The 18,435-nt window shown below is 45.4% G+C and carries 22 protein-coding genes; 13 read left to right on the top strand and 9 right to left on the bottom strand.

Going from position 1 to position 18,435, the window contains the following annotated elements; genetic code table 11:
* The first annotated feature begins 128 nt into the window (after window positions 1-128).
* The gene (locus LAY41_RS13785; protein ID WP_249098469.1) at window positions 129-2,441 is read left to right on the top strand and encodes a recombinase family protein; all 2,313 of its coding nucleotides are present in this window, start codon (window positions 129-131) and stop codon (window positions 2,439-2,441) included.
* Between the two features lie 147 nt (window positions 2,442-2,588).
* Here LAY41_RS13785 and LAY41_RS13780 read toward each other — a convergent pair whose 3' ends face one another.
* From LAY41_RS13780 to gatA, 3 genes are all read right to left on the bottom strand, one after another.
* Complete coding sequence (locus tag LAY41_RS13780; protein WP_249098466.1) at window positions 2,589-2,954, bottom strand: hypothetical protein; 366 nt, start codon at window positions 2,952-2,954, stop codon at window positions 2,589-2,591.
* Window position 2,955: 1 nt separating this feature from the next.
* Window positions 2,956-3,270, bottom strand: coding sequence for a hypothetical protein (locus tag LAY41_RS13775; RefSeq protein WP_249098464.1), 315 nt, complete (start codon window positions 3,268-3,270; stop codon window positions 2,956-2,958).
* 156 nt (window positions 3,271-3,426) lie between these two features.
* Window positions 3,427-4,887, bottom strand: coding sequence for an Asp-tRNA(Asn)/Glu-tRNA(Gln) amidotransferase subunit GatA (gene gatA / locus LAY41_RS13770; RefSeq protein WP_249098461.1), 1,461 nt, complete (start codon window positions 4,885-4,887; stop codon window positions 3,427-3,429).
* A gap of 272 nt (window positions 4,888-5,159) precedes the next feature.
* Between gatA and LAY41_RS13765 the strand changes: the two genes are divergently transcribed.
* The 9 genes from LAY41_RS13765 (at window position 5,160) to LAY41_RS13725 (ending at window position 11,466) form a co-directional block, all read left to right on the top strand.
* The gene (locus LAY41_RS13765) at window positions 5,160-5,561 is read left to right on the top strand and encodes a COP23 domain-containing protein (protein WP_249098457.1); all 402 of its coding nucleotides are present in this window, start codon (window positions 5,160-5,162) and stop codon (window positions 5,559-5,561) included.
* Window positions 5,562-5,609: 48 nt separating this feature from the next.
* On the top strand, window positions 5,610-6,815 hold the full coding sequence (locus LAY41_RS13760; protein WP_249098452.1) for an ISL3 family transposase: 1,206 nt from the start codon (window positions 5,610-5,612) through the stop codon (window positions 6,813-6,815).
* 17 nt (window positions 6,816-6,832) lie between these two features.
* Entirely contained in the window at window positions 6,833-7,102 is a 270-nt protein-coding gene (locus LAY41_RS13755) for a hypothetical protein (RefSeq protein WP_338022986.1), read from the top strand.
* Between the two features lie 264 nt (window positions 7,103-7,366).
* Window positions 7,367-7,696, top strand: coding sequence for a hypothetical protein (locus LAY41_RS13750; protein ID WP_249098450.1), 330 nt, complete (start codon window positions 7,367-7,369; stop codon window positions 7,694-7,696).
* A 4-nt stretch (window positions 7,697-7,700) separates the two neighbouring features.
* Window positions 7,701-8,072, top strand: coding sequence for a DUF2283 domain-containing protein (locus tag LAY41_RS13745; protein WP_249098445.1), 372 nt, complete (start codon window positions 7,701-7,703; stop codon window positions 8,070-8,072).
* 256 nt (window positions 8,073-8,328) lie between these two features.
* Window positions 8,329-9,216, top strand: a complete 888-nt coding sequence (locus LAY41_RS13740; RefSeq protein WP_249098442.1) for a hypothetical protein — start codon at window positions 8,329-8,331, stop codon at window positions 9,214-9,216.
* Between the two features lie 42 nt (window positions 9,217-9,258).
* Complete coding sequence (locus LAY41_RS13735) at window positions 9,259-9,492, top strand: DsbA family protein (protein WP_338022985.1); 234 nt, start codon at window positions 9,259-9,261, stop codon at window positions 9,490-9,492.
* A 262-nt stretch (window positions 9,493-9,754) separates the two neighbouring features.
* On the top strand, window positions 9,755-10,429 hold the full coding sequence (locus LAY41_RS13730; RefSeq protein WP_249098439.1) for a CAP domain-containing protein: 675 nt from the start codon (window positions 9,755-9,757) through the stop codon (window positions 10,427-10,429).
* A 158-nt stretch (window positions 10,430-10,587) separates the two neighbouring features.
* Entirely contained in the window at window positions 10,588-11,466 is an 879-nt protein-coding gene (locus LAY41_RS13725; protein ID WP_249098436.1) for an alpha/beta fold hydrolase, read from the top strand.
* Between the two features lie 35 nt (window positions 11,467-11,501).
* On the opposite strand, the gene LAY41_RS13720 is transcribed toward LAY41_RS13725, so the two are convergent.
* The 6 genes from LAY41_RS13720 to trpD form a co-directional block, all read right to left on the bottom strand.
* A complete protein-coding gene (locus LAY41_RS13720; RefSeq protein ID WP_249098433.1) occupies window positions 11,502-11,783 on the bottom strand; it encodes a DUF1816 domain-containing protein in 282 nt (93 codons plus the stop codon).
* A gap of 81 nt (window positions 11,784-11,864) precedes the next feature.
* Complete coding sequence (gene rlmB, locus LAY41_RS13715) at window positions 11,865-12,815, bottom strand: 23S rRNA (guanosine(2251)-2'-O)-methyltransferase RlmB (RefSeq protein WP_249098428.1); 951 nt, start codon at window positions 12,813-12,815, stop codon at window positions 11,865-11,867.
* A gap of 90 nt (window positions 12,816-12,905) precedes the next feature.
* Complete coding sequence (locus tag LAY41_RS13710) at window positions 12,906-13,316, bottom strand: Mini-ribonuclease 3 (RefSeq protein ID WP_249098426.1); 411 nt, start codon at window positions 13,314-13,316, stop codon at window positions 12,906-12,908.
* A 132-nt stretch (window positions 13,317-13,448) separates the two neighbouring features.
* Window positions 13,449-13,793, bottom strand: coding sequence for an STAS domain-containing protein (locus LAY41_RS13705; protein WP_249069831.1), 345 nt, complete (start codon window positions 13,791-13,793; stop codon window positions 13,449-13,451).
* 214 nt (window positions 13,794-14,007) lie between these two features.
* Window positions 14,008-15,159, bottom strand: a complete 1,152-nt coding sequence (gene carA, locus LAY41_RS13700; RefSeq protein ID WP_249098423.1) for a glutamine-hydrolyzing carbamoyl-phosphate synthase small subunit — start codon at window positions 15,157-15,159, stop codon at window positions 14,008-14,010.
* A gap of 310 nt (window positions 15,160-15,469) precedes the next feature.
* Window positions 15,470-16,558 (bottom strand): anthranilate phosphoribosyltransferase, encoded by a 1,089-nt coding sequence (gene trpD, locus LAY41_RS13695; RefSeq protein WP_249098420.1) that lies wholly within the window; start codon window positions 16,556-16,558, stop codon window positions 15,470-15,472.
* Between the two features lie 346 nt (window positions 16,559-16,904).
* Here trpD and LAY41_RS13690 point away from each other — a divergent pair, with 346 nt between their 5' ends.
* From LAY41_RS13690 to LAY41_RS13680, 3 genes are all read left to right on the top strand, one after another.
* Window positions 16,905-17,120, top strand: a complete 216-nt coding sequence (locus tag LAY41_RS13690; RefSeq protein ID WP_249069827.1) for a hypothetical protein — start codon at window positions 16,905-16,907, stop codon at window positions 17,118-17,120.
* Between the two features lie 215 nt (window positions 17,121-17,335).
* Window positions 17,336-17,638, top strand: coding sequence for a prefoldin domain-containing protein (locus tag LAY41_RS13685; RefSeq protein ID WP_249098416.1), 303 nt, complete (start codon window positions 17,336-17,338; stop codon window positions 17,636-17,638).
* A gap of 66 nt (window positions 17,639-17,704) precedes the next feature.
* Window positions 17,705-18,435: hypothetical protein (locus tag LAY41_RS13680; RefSeq protein ID WP_249098414.1), on the top strand; the 731-nt coding region annotated here is incomplete at its 3' end.

The raw sequence follows: 18,435 nt of genomic DNA, 5'->3' as shown, positions 1-18,435 counted from the left end.
ATTTATCTGGTGATTCTTAGTGGTATAGCAGAAAAATCCCTATTGCTTCTGACTTAATGCAGATTTGCAAAAGAAGGAAAGTTGAGTGTACGTGGTATGATAACAAATTAACCGGAGGACGGACGGTAGTGTCTGAGTCTATTTGGATCGCAAGCTCCAGTCGCAGTGGCAAAACGGCTCGTTTGATCGAGCAGTTTTGCAGGTGGGTGCAGATGGGATTCGATCGGGCCGATGCTCTTGGGCCAGATTTTCCAGGTAGGCGGCGAGGCGTTGCCCAGACTGGTGCCAGTCGGTTAAGTTCTAAGCAAATAGCATCGGCGGCTTTGGTGTTTGCGGCTAATGGGGATAACCGCATCGTATTGGCGAATAGCATTTCGGCGGCGATACCGAATATGCCGGTTTACACAACCACACCTCTAGCTTTTTTTGAGAATGAAGTCATTTTGTTTTGGCCCCTGTTAATTCAGCGGTTGAATTTGAAGGGACAATTCCCAGTGCGGCTACGTCCCGAAACGGAACAGGAATTGGCAACTCAGCTTTGGAGTTCGGATCTGGAGCAGGGAATTTGGCAAGAAATGGGGGTAAATGAGTATCGATTGGTGCGTAGAGCGCTAGATTTACTGTTATTAGCAGGTTTGAGCGGAACGCCTCCAGAGGATATACCTGAAATTTTAGAACAGGGTTTGGCGGGAGAGTGGGAGAGTGGGAGAGTGGGAGAGGGGGAGAGTGAGAAATTCTCAAATTCCCAATCCCCAATTCCAAATTATATGGGACAGATGTTGCTGCGCTGGCGGGAATGGTGTCTGGAGCGGGGATTGCTGACTTATGGGATTATTAGCGAACTATATTGGCGTTATTTGTTGCCAGATGTAACTTATCAGCAGCATTTAATTCGTAGGTATCGCTTGGTGCTGGCGGATGATCTGGACGATTATCCAGCGATCGCACGTGATTTGTTTGACTTTATGCTTGACAAAGGCGCGATCGGCGCTTTTACTTATAATTCTGAAGGTGGCGTGCGGCAAGGACTGGGGGCTGACCCGGATTATATGGAGGGTTTAGCGTCTCGTTGCCGCCTGGAAGCCTTGCCAAGCCGACCTAAAGGCTGTCTGGAAACCGATTGGGGAACGTTGCTGGTGGAAGCGGTTAGCGACCCGACGTTATTGTCGAGCTTGCCAGAACCAGTGTTGTCGATTCAAACGGTATCGCGATCGCAACTGCTGCGAGAAACAGCCGAGACAATTAGCAAGGCGATACAGTCAGGAGAAGTGCAGCCGCAAGAAGTAGCGGTGATTGCACCGGGGTTGGATGCGATCGCACGGTACAGCATTATAGAAATTCTCAACGCCAAAGGCATCGCAGTCGAGTCCCTCAACCACCAGCGCCCGTTATCCAGTTCACCGATTATTCGGGCATTGCTGACGCTTATAGGCTTAGTCTATCCGGGATTGGGGCGTCTGATAGACAGAGATGCGATCGCGGAAATGCTGGTGGTACTCAGTCAGTCGTCAGCAGGAACAGACAATGAGGAATGGGAAGATTCGCCCATCCAAAATCCAAAATCCAAAATCCAAAATGGGATAGACCCAGTTCGAGCCGGTTTGTTGGCAGACTATTGTTATGTTCCCAATCCAGAACTACCCAGTTTACTACCCGCCAAGACATTTCCGCGCTGGGATCGACTGGGATATGAGGCTACCAAAGCTTATGAAGAGATTGTAGAGTGGTTGGAAGAACAGCGATCGCAACAACAACAGCGTCTCATTCCTAGTCCTGTTTACGTCCTGGATAGAGCAATTCAGCACTTTTTATGGAATGACAGCCATCTTCCCTTCGATCGAATAGCGGCTTTGCGAGAATTGCAGGAAACCGCCCAACACTATTGGGAAATTGATGTGCGACTGCGAAAGACCGAGCAAACCGATACCCCATCTTATACTACCGTCGGTCGATTTATTCAAATGCTGCGTTACGGTACAGTTACGGCTAATCCTTATCCTGTGCGATCGTTTGGTTTGGCCGCTCAAGCTGTTACGATCGCAAACATCTTCCAATATCGCTCCAGTCGTCCTTTTCATCGCTGGCAATTTTGGCTTGATGCTGGTTCCCCTCTGTGGCTAAGCGGCGGTGCGGCTACCTTATTCGGTTCCCCATTGTTTCTCCAGCATCGGTTTGGAGAACCTTGGACAGCGGAAGATGAAATAGAAGCGGGTGATGAACGGTTGCGACGGATTTTACGAGATTTGCTCAGTCGTGCGGGAGAAAGGGTTTATTTGTGTCACAGCGATTTAGCCGTGAACGGACAGGAGCAAACTGGCCCCCTGGTGACCTTGGTAAATGCTTCGGGGGAGGGGCTAGAAAGTCAAAAGTCAAAAGTCAAAAGTAATGAATGGAGTGGGGGAGATAATCACCAATCCCCAATAGACCTCTCCAGAAATTAAAGGTGCGTTAGCTGTAACCCTTGTAGAGACGTTGCATGCAACGTCTCTACATTTGCATGCAACGTCTCTACATTTGTATGCAACGTCTCTACATTTGTATGCAACGTCTCTACATTCTTTGAAAGGAGATGTCTAATCAATCCCCACTCAGGACTCAGAACTCAGCACTTTGCTATACATCACAGCCACCGGATGTGACTCTTCCGCTTCGGCTAACGGCTTCAACGCATCAAAATATCCCTGCTTCCACAATTGCGCGATCGCATTTTCCATCGCAGGTCGCGTTAACTCTGGTAAAACAATCAACCCTGGTGGAGCCAAAAAAGGAGAACCCAACTCCACCTCCTCATCTAAATCTTGCTGTAAGCGGATGGGGTCGTAAAAATAGACAGAATAGGTTTTGCCATCCCTACAGCGGACGATCCCATCGCTTCTATGTCCTTTCATTGGCGTTTCTACCTCGTCTCTTTCGTCCCAGCCATATTTAAACGTCAGTTTGGGCGCGGTTTCCATATCACGATTCCTCTATAACGGCTTGTATTTTTTTTAACTCTTCTTGGTATTGTTGGTAGGTGAGGAAATTTGCATATCTAGGCACAATCTCGTGATGACTGCGATCCCGTCCTCTTTGCACAATTTTTAATGTATCTGGTAAGAACAAGATCTTATACGCTCCTCCAAAACGCCTAACGCGATCGGCATCTTGATGAATCGATATTCCATGTGTTGGCTTAAGGTAATTCGTTTCCGGATCTATTCTAACTTCGTAAGGTCTAGCTTCAAAATTACTACCCCCTCTGTAAAAGGTCGCCGTGTCTTCGTTTTCCATTCAATACTTTTATCTTCTGCCACCACTTTACCACAGGACGCCGAATAATAATCAAATCTTTAAGGCGACTCGTAACTACTGGAGTTTAGTAGTCTAAACTCCAGTAATCCTGTTCGTACAGAGTTGCGTACTAAATCGGATTTTTCCGTTCTGGTCTCAATCCAAGTGAGGCTTTTGGCGATACCAAGAAGTTGATTGCTCGTAAGCATAAGCAACTTGAAATAACTGATCTTCTCGCAAAAGATTACCGATCAATTGCATTCCGATCGGCAGTCCTTTCTCATCGAAACCGCATGGTATATTCAATCCAGGTAACCCAGCTAAATTTACTGGTATTGTCATCAAATCTGACAAATACATACTCAGCGGATCTTCTGTTTTTTCCCCAGCTTTAAATGCCGTCGTGGGAGCAGTCGGACATACTAATATATCAACTTTTTCAAAAGCACTCTCGAAGTCTTGTTTGATCAAAGTGCGAACTTTTTGTGCTTTGAGATAATAGGCATCGTAATACCCAGCTGATAAAGTGTAAGTTCCCAGCATGATTCTCCGCTTGACTTCTGGCCCAAAACCGGCAGCGCGAGTCTGGGTATACATTGATAAAAGCGTTGTGGCACTTTCATCTCGGATGCCATACTTTACCCCATCGTAACGAGCCAAATTGGCAGATGCTTCCGAGGGAGCGATGATGTAGTATGTGGGCAATCCGTAGCGGAATCGGGGACAGGAGATGACATGAATTTCGGCACCCAATTCTTGCAGAACTTCGATCGCTTTGGTAACCGCTTTTTCGACTGCGGGGTCTATACCTTGACCAAAAGTTTCTTTGATAATACCAATTCTCAGAACGCCTCTGCTTTTGAAGTTGGGTCGGAGAGCTTTGGCATAATCTGGGATATCAACTTTCAAGCTGGTAGAATCTTTGGAGTCGTAACCTGCGATCGCACCCAACAAAATTGCCGTATCCTCTACCGATCGTCCAAACGGCCCAATTTGATCCAGAGAAGAAGCATAAGCTACCAATCCGAACCGCGAAACCAGTCCATAGGTAGGTTTGAGCCCCACCACGCCGCAGAAAGACGCCGGTTGACGAATCGAACCCCCCGTATCGGAACCGAGAGCCACAACGCATTCTTCCGCCGCTACAGCCGCAGCCGAACCACCCGATGAGCCACCCGGCACCCGTGACAAGTCCCAAGGGTTAGCCGTGATTTGATAGGCAGAAGTTTCCGTGGAACTCCCCATCGCAAACTCATCCATATTCGTTTTGCCAACCATCACCGCACCCGCATCCGCCAGTTTCTGCGTCACGGTTGACTCGTATGGAGGCACGAAATTTTCCAGAATCCGGGAACCGCAAGTGGTGCGAATCCCTTTAGTACACATATTGTCCTTGATGGCAATAGGAATGCCTGCCAGCAGGCCGATTTCTTCACCGGCGGCGATTTTGGCATCCACCGCCAGAGCCTGTTCTATGGCTTTATCTGCTGTTAGGCACAAAAAACTGTGCAACTTCGGTTCTAGCGCCTGAATGCGCTCTAACGCTTCTTTCGCGATCTCTACAGCAGAGCGTTCTTTGCTGATGAGTTGTTGGTGCAACTCGCGGATGGATGCCATGCAGTTACCTCAAGACCACTGTTTCACTTAAACCCGGATCTATAAGTATATGATTCTCTACCAGTTCAATACTTACGCACTAATCAAAATATACTCGGCGCGGTGAAAAACTGAAGCTCCTTCGCTATGGCCTTAGTTAAAGTAAGTGTAAAGTTTTACCATTGTTAAAAAATTTTTAAATTTTTACGCGGGATTGATTGTCAGCGATCTGATCGCTGACAATCAATCCCTTTCTCTTACCTGATTGTGTCTTTAGGGAGATTAATAATACCATGAAACTGCTATTTTTAACGTCGGTTGTGACAGCGGGTGCGATCGCTCTCGGAATTACCACATTTTCTCAATCCAGTCAAGCACAAAACACGGCTGCACGGGGATTTTATTGCGATACCTCTAGCGGTGTCCCTGTAACAATCTACCAAAATGCACAAGGAACTCAAGAACCTTGGATTCGCTGGGTTTCCAACAACTTCGCTAGTTCTGGTTACAATCCGCAAACACGGTGTCAAGAAGTTAGCGGACGCCTGGAAACTTACCGCCGCAATAAACAACTGAAATATATCACCGTTGGCATGATGAACGGTCAGAACGTGGTTTGTACTGCCAGTCAAGTTAATGGTCGTTGCGAAGGTTTGATTTTTGGTTCTTCCGTACTTAGTGTGCTAAAGTATTAATATACTACTAAAAATATAGTTAAAAAGGAGTCAATAATGAAAAGAATAATGACCAAATTACTAAACTTACCTGGAGTGATAGTAGAAGATAGCAAAGAAACAACAGAAACATTAATATTATCCGTAAGAGTAGAGAAAAAAACAGCGGCTTGCCCGCGCTGTGGTCGAATAAGCCATCGTCTTCATCAAAATAAAGGTCATTTGGTAAGAGATTTACCAATCGGGGGTAGAGAAGTTATTCTAAAAGTAAATCGGCGACGATTCAAGTGTGAAAATTGCCAAAAACCTTTTAGCGAGACTTTGGACTTTGTAGTCAATAAAAAAAGCTTTACTTATAGATACGCCCAAGCGGTGACGGAGCAAGTTATTCATAGCGACGTCAGCAATGTAGCCCAAAATAATGGATTAACCGAAGAAGAAGTATGGTCAATGCTAATATCGGTAGCCAAAAAAGTAATACCCATTAATGTAGAGAATTTAAAGATATTAGGGATAGATGAAATTAGTTTGGTCAAAGGACAAGGAAAATTTATCGTAGTTTTAGTAGACTTAGAAACCCATAAGCTACTGGGATTAGTGCCATCTCGAACCCAATCACAAATAGAAAAAGTGATGCGACAATGGGGCGAAAAAGTTCTATCAAAGATAGAAGAAGTAAGTATGGATATGACTGGCAATTATAAATCATTAGTCCAAAAAATGTGTCAAAATGCACAAGTAACAGTGGACAGGTTTCATCTAACAAAAATAGTGAATGAAGAGTTAAATACTGCTAGAATTGACCAAAAAAAAACGGCAGAAGCTCTGTCAGCAAAAGAAAGGGCTAAACTATTTAGTAGCTTAAAAGGAAGTAAATATACATTATTGAAAAATGAAAAAAGCTTATCTAAAAAACAGAAAGAAAAGTTAGAGCAAGTTAAAAACGCTTCACCGACAGTCGCAATTATGCACGACTTGAAAGAGGAATTTCATCTTTTATTTGAGGAGAGTAAGACTTTAGGGTCAGGCACATTAAGATTGATTGATTGGTTAAAGAAAGCTGAACCATATTACCGAAATAGTGTTGCCACCATTAAGCGTTGGTTCCCGGAGGTAGTGGGTTATTTTGAAAGAAGAACAACTAATGGGATAGTGGAAGGTATTAATAACAAATTAAAATTGTTAAAACGTTGCGGCTTTGGCTTTAAAAATTTTCATAATTTTGAACTCCGAGCTTTACTTCTCTGGCATTTTCCTCCTAATTTAGCACACTAAGTACGGAAGAACCAAAATTGGATGCAGCTGTACAATCAGGTGTACAACAAGGTATTCAACAAGGAATCCAACAAGGAATCCAACAAGGTATTCAACAAGGTATTCAAAGAGGAATACAGCAAGGGGAACGCCTAATTGTGGAAAATATGCTGCGAGTGCGCTTTGGTGTTTTGGATGAAGAACTGAGGTCAATTATCGAACCATTGCTAAAATTACCACCAGAAGAGCTTGCCCGACTGATGCTAGAATTATCGCAAGATGAATTGTTAGATAGGTTTAGAAGATAAAGATTGGTGCGATCGCCTACGAATTCAGAAACCCGGTTTTTCTAAAAAACCGGGTTTCTTTGGCAGCAGCGATACCTTGGTATGTGAAAAAACAGTGGAATTGCAGCCAATATTCTGAATGCGATCGGGCTATTTTCAATGGTAGCGATCGCACTTATTAACCAACAAAGTAAATTGCGATCGCAATTCAATTTTTTATTAAATAAATTTTATGCTATAATCGATCTAATTTAAACATTTTTAGCTACAAGCATCAAAAATATTATGGAGGTTAGTAAGCGCTGGATAGTTCGCGATCGCTATGGAAATAATATATATTTTACCGAAGAGCGATGGGAACACATCATCGACCCAGAAAATCATCCAGAAGTGGCAGATTGCGAAGAAAACCTCCAACAAACCATTCGCTATGGTCGTCGTACCCAAGATTCATTAAACCCACAAAAATATCGCTATATGATGGCATTTGACGATTTAGAACAAGACAATACGCATATTGTCGCCATCGTTCTCTGTCGATATACTCAAGGTAAAGACGGTCAACCAGTACCAAATAACTATATCGTTACAGCCTATCAAAAACTAATAGGTTAAATCTATGAACAAGCCAAGTATAAAATACGATGAAATCAGCGACACCCTCACAATCTGCTTTGAACCTGGAGTGCAAGCAACAGGCATAGAATTGACAGAACATATTCTCTTACGCATTAATAAATTACAGCGCCAAGCCATAAGTGTAAGTATTTTTGAATACTCCGTATTAACTCAAAAAACAGAAATGGGAAACCGCAGTTTTCCCATCACGGGATTAGGGCAACTATCAAGCGAAATGCGAGAAATTGTCTTTGATATATTGCTGCAAGAACCAGTATGCAAATATTTACATCTTTCAGCGTACACGCTATCGATATTAGAAACAATCCCGATCATATCCGTGCAATCAATACCTGTTGGTATTGAAGGATAAAGATAAAAATAAATGCGATCGCCAAAGAACTCAGAAACCCGGTTTTTCTAAAAAACCGGGTTTCTTTGGCAGCAGCGATACCTTGGTATGTGAAAAAACAGTGGAATTGTAGCCAATATACTGAATGCGATCGCACTATCATTAAACTCACCTGTTTTTACTATTAAGCACTCTTAACTTATTATTTACTATGATTCTATCTGTCTTTTTATCAAAAATAGAATATAATTAACTTAACAGGCTATTAAACCAGATAATGACCCGCTTTCCTCACGACCAATTCGCTAAAGACTACCTGAAAGAATTATTAACCCCATTAGGACAAGTAGAAACCAGCCGCAATGTCGCCGGAGAAGTACGGGAAATTGATGTATGGTTTACCCCATCATCAACACCAACCACCGAAGCTCAAGCCTTGGGATTACTAGGCAGATTTGCTACCACTCCCGCCATTTTTGAACCATTTCGTAATGCAGTCACAAGCAGCCAAATTCGCAGTTGCATGAGTAAACTGTTTGACGTTCAAGCCGATATAGAACGTCAGGCAAAACGAGAAAGTACTCGAATTAATGAATCTAATTTACCGAAACTATGGATTCTCACACCCACCGGATCACCCCTTTTATTAGATGAGTTTAGGGCAATTTGCGATCGAGAAAACTGGCTACCAGGAGTTTATTTTCTAGGAGACGGGTTGAAAACCGCAATAGTAGCCATTCATCAGTTACCCCTTACCCCAGAAACACTGTGGCTGAGGATTTTGGGAAAGGGAAAAGTGCAAAAACAAGCGATCGATGAATTGACCGCACTGCCAGCAGATAACCCATTGCGAGCAAATGCGCTAGAGTTATTGTATAATCTGCGCGTCATCTTAGAAACAAATCAAAATTTAGAGCCAGAAGACAGGGAGTTAATTATGGAATTATCACCACTTTATTTAGAAAGACTCGATACAGCTTTACAATCAGGAATTCAACAAGGAGAACGCCTTGTGGTGGAAAACCTATTGAGGATTCGCTTTGGTAACTTGGATGATGAACTGAAGGCAATTATTGAGCCATTGCTAAAATTACCACCTGAAGAATTCACTCGATTGTTGTTGCAATTATCCCGTGATGAACTATTAGCTAGGTTTAGCAGATAGAATTAGGGGCGTTTTTTCTAACTACCTCAGTCATTCCAGTAGGTGCGATCGCCTTTCTTTTTTTGTGGGAATGCGATCGCACTTACCAACCAATTATGTCTGATGCGCGAGCGCGACAGAAATATTGCCGATAGCGCAATTCAAAAAGATATCCAGCTAGCTGAAAGATTGGGGGTTTCTGGCACACCCTTTTTTGTGATGAATGGCGAGATATTCTCTGGTGCTGTCCAGCTATCCGATATGGAAAAGATATGGGATCGTGTAAGTAAGTCGTGAGTGTCCCTACCGTCATCAACAGTGAGATCGCCAAAGAACTCAGAAACCCGGTTTCGCAGGAGTTACCGGGTTTCTTTGGCGGCAAAGATCGGTCTCATACGTGAAATAACAGTGGTATGCGGTAGAGGGGCGATCGCCCAAACCATGTATCAAGATTAAGACAAATTAGAGAGCAATTGCACCGTTCATGGCAGTATGATAATATGGCAATATACTAGCATCTATTTAGATATGTATTTCTTGCTTCATTAGGTAATTAAAAATGCAGCTACTCAGATTTTTAGCTATTGTCCCTATTACCCTACTAGCCACCTTTTCTTGTTCAATCCTACCATCTAGCCAATCTCAAGCAAATAATACCCCCTCGGCACAAACAAATTATCTTTCAGCTTTCGAGAGAGGGATAATTGCCGAAACTAACCGGGCGCGAGCAAATCCCCCTGCTTATGCCGCTACACTGGAAAATTGGAAAAAGGGCTTTCAAGGAAACCGAGTCAGACTCTCAGCTAACCTGTTTTTGCAAACACAGGAAGGGGTAAAACCTGTCGATGAGGCGATTCGGTTCTTAAAATCAACCCGTCCCAGGTCAGCTTTAACGCCATCCAGAGGTATGTCTTTGGCTGCTAGAGATCACGTCAGAGACCAAGGGCCCAAAGGTGCCATAGGTCACGATGGAAGCGATCGCAGCAACCCCTCCACGCGGGTCAACCGCTACGGTTCCTGGCAAATCACTACAGGCGAAAATATCAGTTATGGCCCAAACACAGCCCAACAAGTCGTCATGCAGTTAATTATCGATGATGGAGTTCCCAATCGCGGTCACAGAACCAACATCTTTAACCCCGATTTCCGAGTCGTTGGGGTTTCGTGTGGGCCTCATTCTCGCTACCGCACGATGTGCGTGATTGAATATGCAGGCGGATATCGGGAAAGATAGGGGCTAGAAAAGTCACTCATTCACTCATTCACTCATTCACTCATTCACTCATTCAAAAGAAAAGATGGGCTAGGGACTGGGGAAGAAGAAAAAAAATTACTCAACCATCCGCTCCCCCACTCCCCCACTCTCCCACTCCCCCACTCCCCCCCTCCTCTATGCCTCAACCTTCTTCCCCAGCTGCTAATCTCAACGTTCACATCCAGGGACAAGGCTACCCGCTCCTCTGTCTGCACGGACATCCCGGTTCGGGTAGCAGTATGTCAGTTTTCACCCAACACCTCTCCCAGCGGTTCCAGACCATAGCCCCGGATCTGCGCGGATATGGCAACAGTCGGGCAAATGGCGATTTTGATATGAGCGACCATTTGACCGACTTGGAAGCCCTTATAGACCGCTTTCAGATCGATCGCTGCTTGATATTGGGATGGTCGCTGGGAGGAATTCTGGCTATGGAATTGGCACTCCGATGTCCAGAGCGAGTCAGCGGTTTAATTTTAATTGCCACAGCCGCTCGCCCTCGCGGTAGCCATCCGCCTATCAGCTGGCAGGATAATTTATACACCGGGGTAGCTGCAATTATTAACGGAGTGCAACCTGGTTGGCAATGGAATATTGATACTTTTGGGAAGCGATCGCTCTTTCGCTACCTCATTCAGCAACATAGTCCCGGTGCTTATCGCTACATTGCTTCTGATGCCATTTCAGCATATATGCGAACCTCATCTGCTGCCGATCGCGCCCTGATGACAGCCCTCAGATCTGGGTACAACCGACTGGAACACCTACCCCAGATTGAATGCCCTTGTCTAATGCTAGCTGGAGCAGCCGATCGCCACATCACAGCTGAATCGAGTTTGGAAACGGCTCGTCACCTGAAAAATTGTGAGTGGGAATGTTACCCCAACACCGCCCATCTCCTCCCTTGGGAAATTCCCGAACAGGTACTCAGAGATATCGATCGCTTTCTTGAAAGTCATCCTGAAGCGATCGCATATCCCCATCCGATCGACCTACCCAGACAGGGCGAGAGCTAAGTCAAAGCTTAACGCCCCTCACACCTTCTAACTTCCTACGCCTGCCCGCTAAAAGCTGGTGATGCCTTGCGGTCAATCCTCTCTCCCAATTCCTCGTCGATAGTCAGCTTTACTGGCTTGCAGCGTTTGATGAAAACAGCAGCAACTTGAGCGCCTTCTATTTCCAAGTCTTCAAGGTAGCCACTCTTTTGGGCCTCTGCATCCAAAGAGGTTATAAATGGGCCGAAATAGTAGGTACAGTCAGGGTTCTGTGTCACTACCTCTACCCACCAAGCCAAACCAAAAAAATTGAGAATGTTAATCAAGATTTCTTTCATGGCCTCTACCTTGTCTTATTGGATCGGATGCGTTCTGTTATGTTGCTTTTATTTACATTTCCTTTTTCAAAGGATCTTTTTTCAATTCACATCAACTGGTTTTGACCATACCCGCTGCGGTTTATCTGACCAACGCCGCCGGAAAATTTCATACAGCGCCATTCCTGCTGCTACTGAGGCATTCAGGCTGGAAGTTTTTCCTTGAAGTGGGATGGATACAAGAAAATCGCAGTGGCGTTGTGTCAGGAGACTGAGCCCTTCACCTTCAGAGCCGATCGCCACCACTGTCGGTCGATCGAATTTTTCAATAGTATGCAGCGACTGAGGAGCATTTGCAGCCGCGCCGTAAATCCAGAAGCCAGCCTCCTTCAATTCTTCCAAAGCGCGGCTGAGATTGACAACCCTCGCCACCGGAAAATTTTCTAAAGCTCCTGACGCTACTTTCATTACCGTAGAGGTGATACCCACCGCTCGTCGTTGCGGCATTACCAACCCTTGAGCGCCCAACGCTTCGGCGGTGCGAATAATTGAGCCGAGGTTTTGCGGATCGGTAATGCTATCCAATGCTACTAGGATGGGCTGATCGGAAACCGATTTTGCTTGTGAAATCAGATCTTTTAGTTCCGTGTAGATAAAAGGTGCTACTTGTGCTGCTATACCTTGATGATTGCCACGCTGAGTAATTTGGTCTAACCGCTTCGGCTCTACCTCATCAATTACCGTGCCGTTACCCTTTGCCTGTTGTAATAAAGTGTGAAAGCGGGGATCGTAACGTAAGTGCGACAATATCCAAATCCGGTTGAGAGAACGCTCATTTTCCAAAGCCGCCAGCACGGTTTGGCGACCGTAGATCGTGTCTGTTTCTTCGGTGGTTTCTACACCAGCATTTTTTGCTTCGCCCGGTTCGGGTAAGCGAGCTACAGTTTTAGCCAGACGAACGGGGTTAACAACTCTCGGCTTGATTCTGGGTTTTATAGATCCGCCGCGATTTGGCTGGTTCTGAGCTTCAGGATTACGATTTCTAGGAGCCATGTTTTTTTGAAATTTCAGCTCGTCAGCCTTATGGTTTTAATTTACTAGCGTACTAATTGCTTTTACAGCTATCTAGAGAACAATTTCCAATTATTCCTTTTGGATGGGGTCAAGTTCTAATTGTGCTAATAGCTGAGTCAGTCGTTCGGGATCGGTTAGATACAAATATCCCATCAATGTTTCTAAACTTGTTGCCTGTTGATATATTTCAGGAGACACTCGCTTAGGGCCTCCTGAAGCGGCGTTACGTCCTCGTCGTAAAATTACCAATTCTGTGTCAGTAAGTTGGGGTTCGATCGCTCGCAGCAGTCGCGCCTGACTTTCTGCTCGCACCATAGCCACCACTTGACGATGATAACTTTCTATTCGCTTGGGTGGCAGGAGATAAAGGCTCCTGATATATAGTTCATATACCGCATCTCCCAGATACGCCAAAGCAACTGGTGAAAGTCGCTGTATTTCTATTAACGAGCATGAGCCTGAGAGCGGCGGATCGAACATTTGCACCTTATTGTATCAGAAAGTGTCAGTCATAGACTTTCTTCGGTTATCTCGCATAGCGACGTATTGCCATGATAAAAAGGCTATCCAGAGCTTAAACCGGATAGCGCGATCGCAAAGCGCTTACCCAACTTATTTGTATTTTTCTAGAGCAGCATCAACCGAAGGCTGCAAAGACAGAAACTTTTCCAAGCGCACCAGCTTGACAGTCTGCGTCACGCGGGCATTGCTGACGATTTGCAAAGAACCCTCAGCACCTTGAGCCTGCTTGGCTAGCTGCACTAAAGCGCCCAATCCAGAGCTATCGACAAAATCGATTTGAGAAAGATCCAAGATAATATTCTTTGGGCCCTCGTCGATACACTTACCGATATTTTTCCGGAAAGTTGGCTCCGAAAAAGCGTCTAATAAGCCGGTGAGGCGAAATAGCTGGTATTTTTCCTTGACATCGCGAGTGCCTCTAAGGCTAACGGTCAAGGTTAATGGCTCAGGAATAACACCCTCCTAGCTACAACATAGTCCTTAAGTCGAGGCTCTAGTATAGATATTTTCTGGGTAATTGTCTACTCAGCTGAAGCTAGGGGCTAGGGAAGAGGGAATTTTGGATTTTGGATTTTGGATTTTGGATTGATCCCCTTCTTGCCCTAGCCCTATCTTCTTTTGACTTTTGAATGAGTGACTTTTGACTTTTCTAGCTCTTAGCCCCTGCTTTTCGCATAGCTTGGACAAATTGCTCAAACAGGTAATCGGCGTCGTGGGGGCCTGGGCTAGCTTCTGGGTGATACTGCACGGAGAAGACAGGCAGGGATTTGTGACGCAATCCGGCTAAAGTGCGATCGTTCAGGTTGAGGTGAGTAATTTCCACTTCGTCATCCGAGAGGCTATTGGGATCGATCGCAAAACTGTGGTTTTGACTGGTAATCTCAACCTTTTGCCGCAGACCGGCTGGCTGATTTAAGCCGCGATGCCCAAATTTTAGCTTGAAAGTTTCCGCACCCAGAGAAAGACCGAGAATCTGGTGTCCCATACAAATACCGAATACTGGTTTCTGGGAATTCAACAGCGCCTTGGTAGTTTCGATGCCTTCTGTGACGGCTGACGGGTCGCCTGGGCCATTAGAGAGAAAAATTCCGTCCGGGTTATATTTAAGGATCTCTTCTGAAGAAGTGTTTGCCGGAACGACGATGACTCGGCAACCGTAACTCGCCAAACGACGCAGAATATTGCGTTTGACGCCAAAATCAATGGCTACAACAGTGAGGCGTTCCTCTTGAGCCGATTGAGCGGTGGGGCTAAACTCCCAAACAGATGTGGTAGGCTCTGACCATTCGTACATCTTGCGAGTTGTTACTTCTCGCACCAAATTTAATCCCGCCATGTTGGGGGCTGCTTTTACCTGTGCCAATAACTCAGACGGATCGAGAATTTCCGTGGAAATCCCGCCGTTCATTGCGCCAAACTGGCGAATTTTGCGGGTTAGTGCGCGGGTATCGAGGCCGTAAATGCCTGGGATATTGTGCTGTTTGAGGTAATCGGGTAAAGATTGAGTGGAGCGCCAGTTGCTTGGTCTGCTGGCGATGTTGCGAGCTATAGCACCCCGCACTTGAGGCCCAGAAGATTCTTCATCCTCTGGATTGACGCCGGTATTCCCCAGTTCTGGATACGTAAAGGTCACAATCTGACCGCAGTAGCTGGGATCGGTCAAGACTTCCTGATAGCCAGTCATGCCGGTGTTAAATACCACTTCCCCGATCGTAGTTCCAGGGGCACCGAACGACCAACCGCGATAAACGGTGCCATCCGCCAGCACTAGCAAAGCCGCTTGAGCATCAAAGAGGGGCATAATTTTTAATTAACAGACTAGAAGCGATGCTATTATTACACGACACTCAAGGTCGATAAAGCTTATCAATAGAGCTTTTGTTGTGATGCGATCGCATTTCCCATCTTGCCAATTAAATAGGACTTAAGCAATCGCCCCCCTTTGCCCCTGCCCCCCAAATCTGGGGGGAACAGGACTTAAGCAATCGCCCCCCTAACCCCCCAAATCTGGGGGGAACAGGACTGACGCTTTTCGCCGCTTACTCCCCAAATTGGAGTAACAAGACTTTTCTCCCCCCATTTTGGGGGGGCGGGGGGCAAAATCTAAAATTCTAGTTGAGGAACTGAATTAATTCCTCTAGTTTCGCCCAAGCAGCACCGCTACGCAAAATGTCTTTAGCAACAGAAATACCTTTGGCGTGTTCTCCCATCGGTATAAACTCGCCAATCTGGAGTGCTAATGCTGCATTTAGAGCTACCACATCATGTTGCGCTTGAGTTCCCTTTCCTTGCAGAACTTCTCGCAAAATCTCGGCATTTTCCTGCACATCCCCACCGCGTATTGCCCCAATGGGTGCTGGTGTCAAATCAAGTTCTTGGGGATTGAGGGAAGATATCTGCACTTCACCTTCAGACAGTACTGCCAAATCCGTCCAATCTCCAAGTCCGGCTTCATCTAGTTTTTCCCGTCCGTGGAGGACGATCGCTTTTTGCGTACCCAAGCTAAGCAAAGCATGGGCAATAATTGCCAACAAGTTTGGTTCGCACACCCCGATGATCTGACCTGTAGGTCGCAACGGATTGACCAGTGGCCCCAATAAATTAAATACCGTCCGCACTTTCAAAGTCCGCCGCAGGGGTGCTACAACCTTGAGTGCTGGGTGCCAACCGGGTGCAAATAAAAAGGTAATGCCAACTTCTGATAGGGCTGCCTGGACGCGATCGCCAGTAGCATTTAAGTTAACGCCCAAGGCTTCCAGCACGTCCGCCGAACCCACTCGGCTTGAAGCCGATCGATTTCCATGTTTTGCGACTCGCACACCCGCCGCCGCCGCCACAAACGCCACAGCAGTGGAAATATTAAACGTCGATGCCCCATCTCCGCCAGTACCGCAAGTATCGATGATTGGGATTGGGGATTGGGAAGCTTCAGCTTGTCCCTTTCTTCCCTTATCCTCTTCTTTCCCATATCCCACAAGAGATTGAGCCTGCAACACCTGTGCCATCCCAGCCAATTCATCAGCTGAAACGCCTTTAGCCTGAATAGCGGCTAAAATCGCTCCCGATAAGACGGGTTCAATTGCTTCGTTCAACCATCCCTGCATTAACTGTGACGCTTGGTCAAATGATAAGGATTGTCGATCGAGCAGTTGTTGTAGCAAGCTAGTCCAGCTTGGGGATGATATCATGTCCAGTAGCATCGGTTACCTAAAAAATTCCTGGTCTTATTCTTATCTGCGTTAATCTGCGTTCATCTGTCTTCATCTGCGGTAAAAATGTAACCAACGATGACAACAGACAATTTGACGATATCACTCATGTACCATTCGTGACAGGTTAAGAAAGTGGAACTTTTGTCAATGAGTGAATATGCTCAAAGCGGCTGTGAATGAAAATGAGAATATTCTCTGGTCGGGGAGAGGAAAAAGGCAATCACTGATTGCCTTTTTCCTCTCTGTACCTGCGACAAGCGGCTTATCAATAGGTGTTCGGGGTTAACGATGAGAGTAGTAAATCCAGTCGATTTTGTTTTGGAGATAAGCAACGATGATCCAGGTTAAGAGTGAACAAGAAGTCTTACAAGAAGGGTTGCAGATTCTGCTATCTAATATGGAACCGTCTGCTGTCGCTCGGTTTTGGGCAGCGTGCAATATTGGAAAAGGAGACTACTTAAAACTCAAGGATGAGCTTTTTGCCCAAGAGTCAGTAGTAAGCTTATACTCTAAGATCGCAGAATTTCAGGCATCAAATCACGAAGCCTAACAACGCCCATGCACCCGACCGCCGAGAGGTTATCTGTTAGATGTTCGAGGATATCTGCGGCGGGTGATGGGCCACCTTAGACCGCTTGAGGATCTGTCAGGGCGCAATCAAAGTTGTCTAAAGAGCGCTGTCGCTAGCCAGCCGTAAATTTTGGTCGGGTGCAAATTGTCAACGGATGTTCAAGATTTAATTGGAATATTAATAGGAACCACTGTATGAACACTCAAGGCCAAAGAAACTTTGTAAAGTTAGCCTTTTACCTAACAGTTATGTTGCTACTTTCTGCTAACTCATGTGATAGCTCAGGTGTAAATGCAAATGTAAAAGTAAAAGTGGAACATTTAGATGAGGCTATAAAAACTCTAGATACAGCCATCAATACTCTTGGGAATGAATCTGGGAGATGGAGAGAGACCTTGAAAGATTTAGAGGACAAGATAGCCGATGACGTACAATCCACTATCAAGGTAGAGATTGCCAACCTCATTACACATGGGGTTGCAGTCGTCGGTAAATAATTCAGATGTGATGTTGATTTTGTAGGAAAAAGATCACGGCATGAGTTGCTCAGAATTAAGAATGAATTGATAACTGAAAGAAATGGACTTGCACAGACAATAGGAATTGCTCCCATACCCCCTGTTACAGTTACGCCTCTAAAACCAGCTATATGCTTAGTTGAGCCTAGCAGTCTTGATCTGACAGTACCTCCAGACAGAAGAAATAAGATTGTCTTTAGTGGTTATGACTTTGATTCAGCGCCAATTGTAGTTCTGCTTAAAAATGGTGATCAAGAAATAGATGTAACTGAGCATTTAACCAAGCCATCTCCCTTTGAAAGATTGTTGAATTTAGGCGGTAATGGAGTGCCTCTATCGTCCAATAGTCAGAAGTTTATAGTGAGAGCAGGTGGGGAGGAGATATCTAGCATTAGCATCATCTCTCCATCGATCACCCTAAGCCCTCTTATGCTCTATTGGAATGCTCAGAGAGGGGATAATGCAACTGTAGCGACCGTTGCAGCTAGGCATTCTCAAGAACAATCCGGGTACGCTGGTCCAAACATTCAAGGTTGTGTCCTCTCAGATCAACAGCCTGGAACTATTCCTCTGTTGCTATTTTGGAATCAGCAAAGGCAAGACAATTCAACTGTAGCAACTCCTGAGATGATTCAATCTCAAAGAGATTCTGGATATGGTAATCCTGCCGTTCAAGGATATATTTACCCTAATCAGGAACCTGGAACTATTCCTCTGTTGCTATTTTGGAATCAGCAAAGGCAAGACAATTCAACTGTAGCAACTCCTGAGATGAT

Source organism: Argonema galeatum A003/A1, assembly GCF_023333595.1.
Taxonomy (GTDB): Bacteria; Cyanobacteriota; Cyanobacteriia; order Cyanobacteriales; family Aerosakkonemataceae; genus Argonema; species Argonema galeatum.
The sequence above is the reverse complement of the archived record's forward strand: the minus strand, read 5'-3'. Positions and strand labels throughout refer to the sequence as shown.

Bases quoted from the DNA above. Each gene is read 5' to 3' on its own strand.
- LAY41_RS13780 (WP_249098466.1), bottom strand. From the start codon at position 2,954: ATGGAAACCGCGCCCAAACTGACGTTTAAATATGGCTGGGACGAAAGA.
- LAY41_RS13775 (WP_249098464.1), bottom strand. From the start codon at position 3,270: ATGGAAAACGAAGACACGGCGACCTTTTACAGAGGGGGTAGTAATTTT.
- gatA (WP_249098461.1), bottom strand. From the start codon at position 4,887: ATGGCATCCATCCGCGAGTTGCACCAACAACTCATCAGCAAAGAACGC.
- LAY41_RS13765 (WP_249098457.1), top strand. From the start codon at position 5,160: ATGAAACTGCTATTTTTAACGTCGGTTGTGACAGCGGGTGCGATCGCT.
- LAY41_RS13760 (WP_249098452.1), top strand. From the start codon at position 5,610: ATGACCAAATTACTAAACTTACCTGGAGTGATAGTAGAAGATAGCAAA.
- LAY41_RS13750 (WP_249098450.1), top strand. From the start codon at position 7,367: ATGGAGGTTAGTAAGCGCTGGATAGTTCGCGATCGCTATGGAAATAAT.
- LAY41_RS13745 (WP_249098445.1), top strand. From the start codon at position 7,701: ATGAACAAGCCAAGTATAAAATACGATGAAATCAGCGACACCCTCACA.
- LAY41_RS13740 (WP_249098442.1), top strand. From the start codon at position 8,329: ATGACCCGCTTTCCTCACGACCAATTCGCTAAAGACTACCTGAAAGAA.
- LAY41_RS13730 (WP_249098439.1), top strand. From the start codon at position 9,755: ATGCAGCTACTCAGATTTTTAGCTATTGTCCCTATTACCCTACTAGCC.
- LAY41_RS13725 (WP_249098436.1), top strand. From the start codon at position 10,588: ATGCCTCAACCTTCTTCCCCAGCTGCTAATCTCAACGTTCACATCCAG.
- LAY41_RS13720 (WP_249098433.1), bottom strand. From the start codon at position 11,783: ATGAAAGAAATCTTGATTAACATTCTCAATTTTTTTGGTTTGGCTTGG.
- rlmB (WP_249098428.1), bottom strand. From the start codon at position 12,815: ATGGCTCCTAGAAATCGTAATCCTGAAGCTCAGAACCAGCCAAATCGC.
- LAY41_RS13710 (WP_249098426.1), bottom strand. From the start codon at position 13,316: ATGTTCGATCCGCCGCTCTCAGGCTCATGCTCGTTAATAGAAATACAG.
- carA (WP_249098423.1), bottom strand. From the start codon at position 15,159: ATGCCCCTCTTTGATGCTCAAGCGGCTTTGCTAGTGCTGGCGGATGGC.
- trpD (WP_249098420.1), bottom strand. From the start codon at position 16,558: ATGCTACTGGACATGATATCATCCCCAAGCTGGACTAGCTTGCTACAA.
- LAY41_RS13690 (WP_249069827.1), top strand. From the start codon at position 16,905: ATGATCCAGGTTAAGAGTGAACAAGAAGTCTTACAAGAAGGGTTGCAG.
- LAY41_RS13685 (WP_249098416.1), top strand. From the start codon at position 17,336: ATGAACACTCAAGGCCAAAGAAACTTTGTAAAGTTAGCCTTTTACCTA.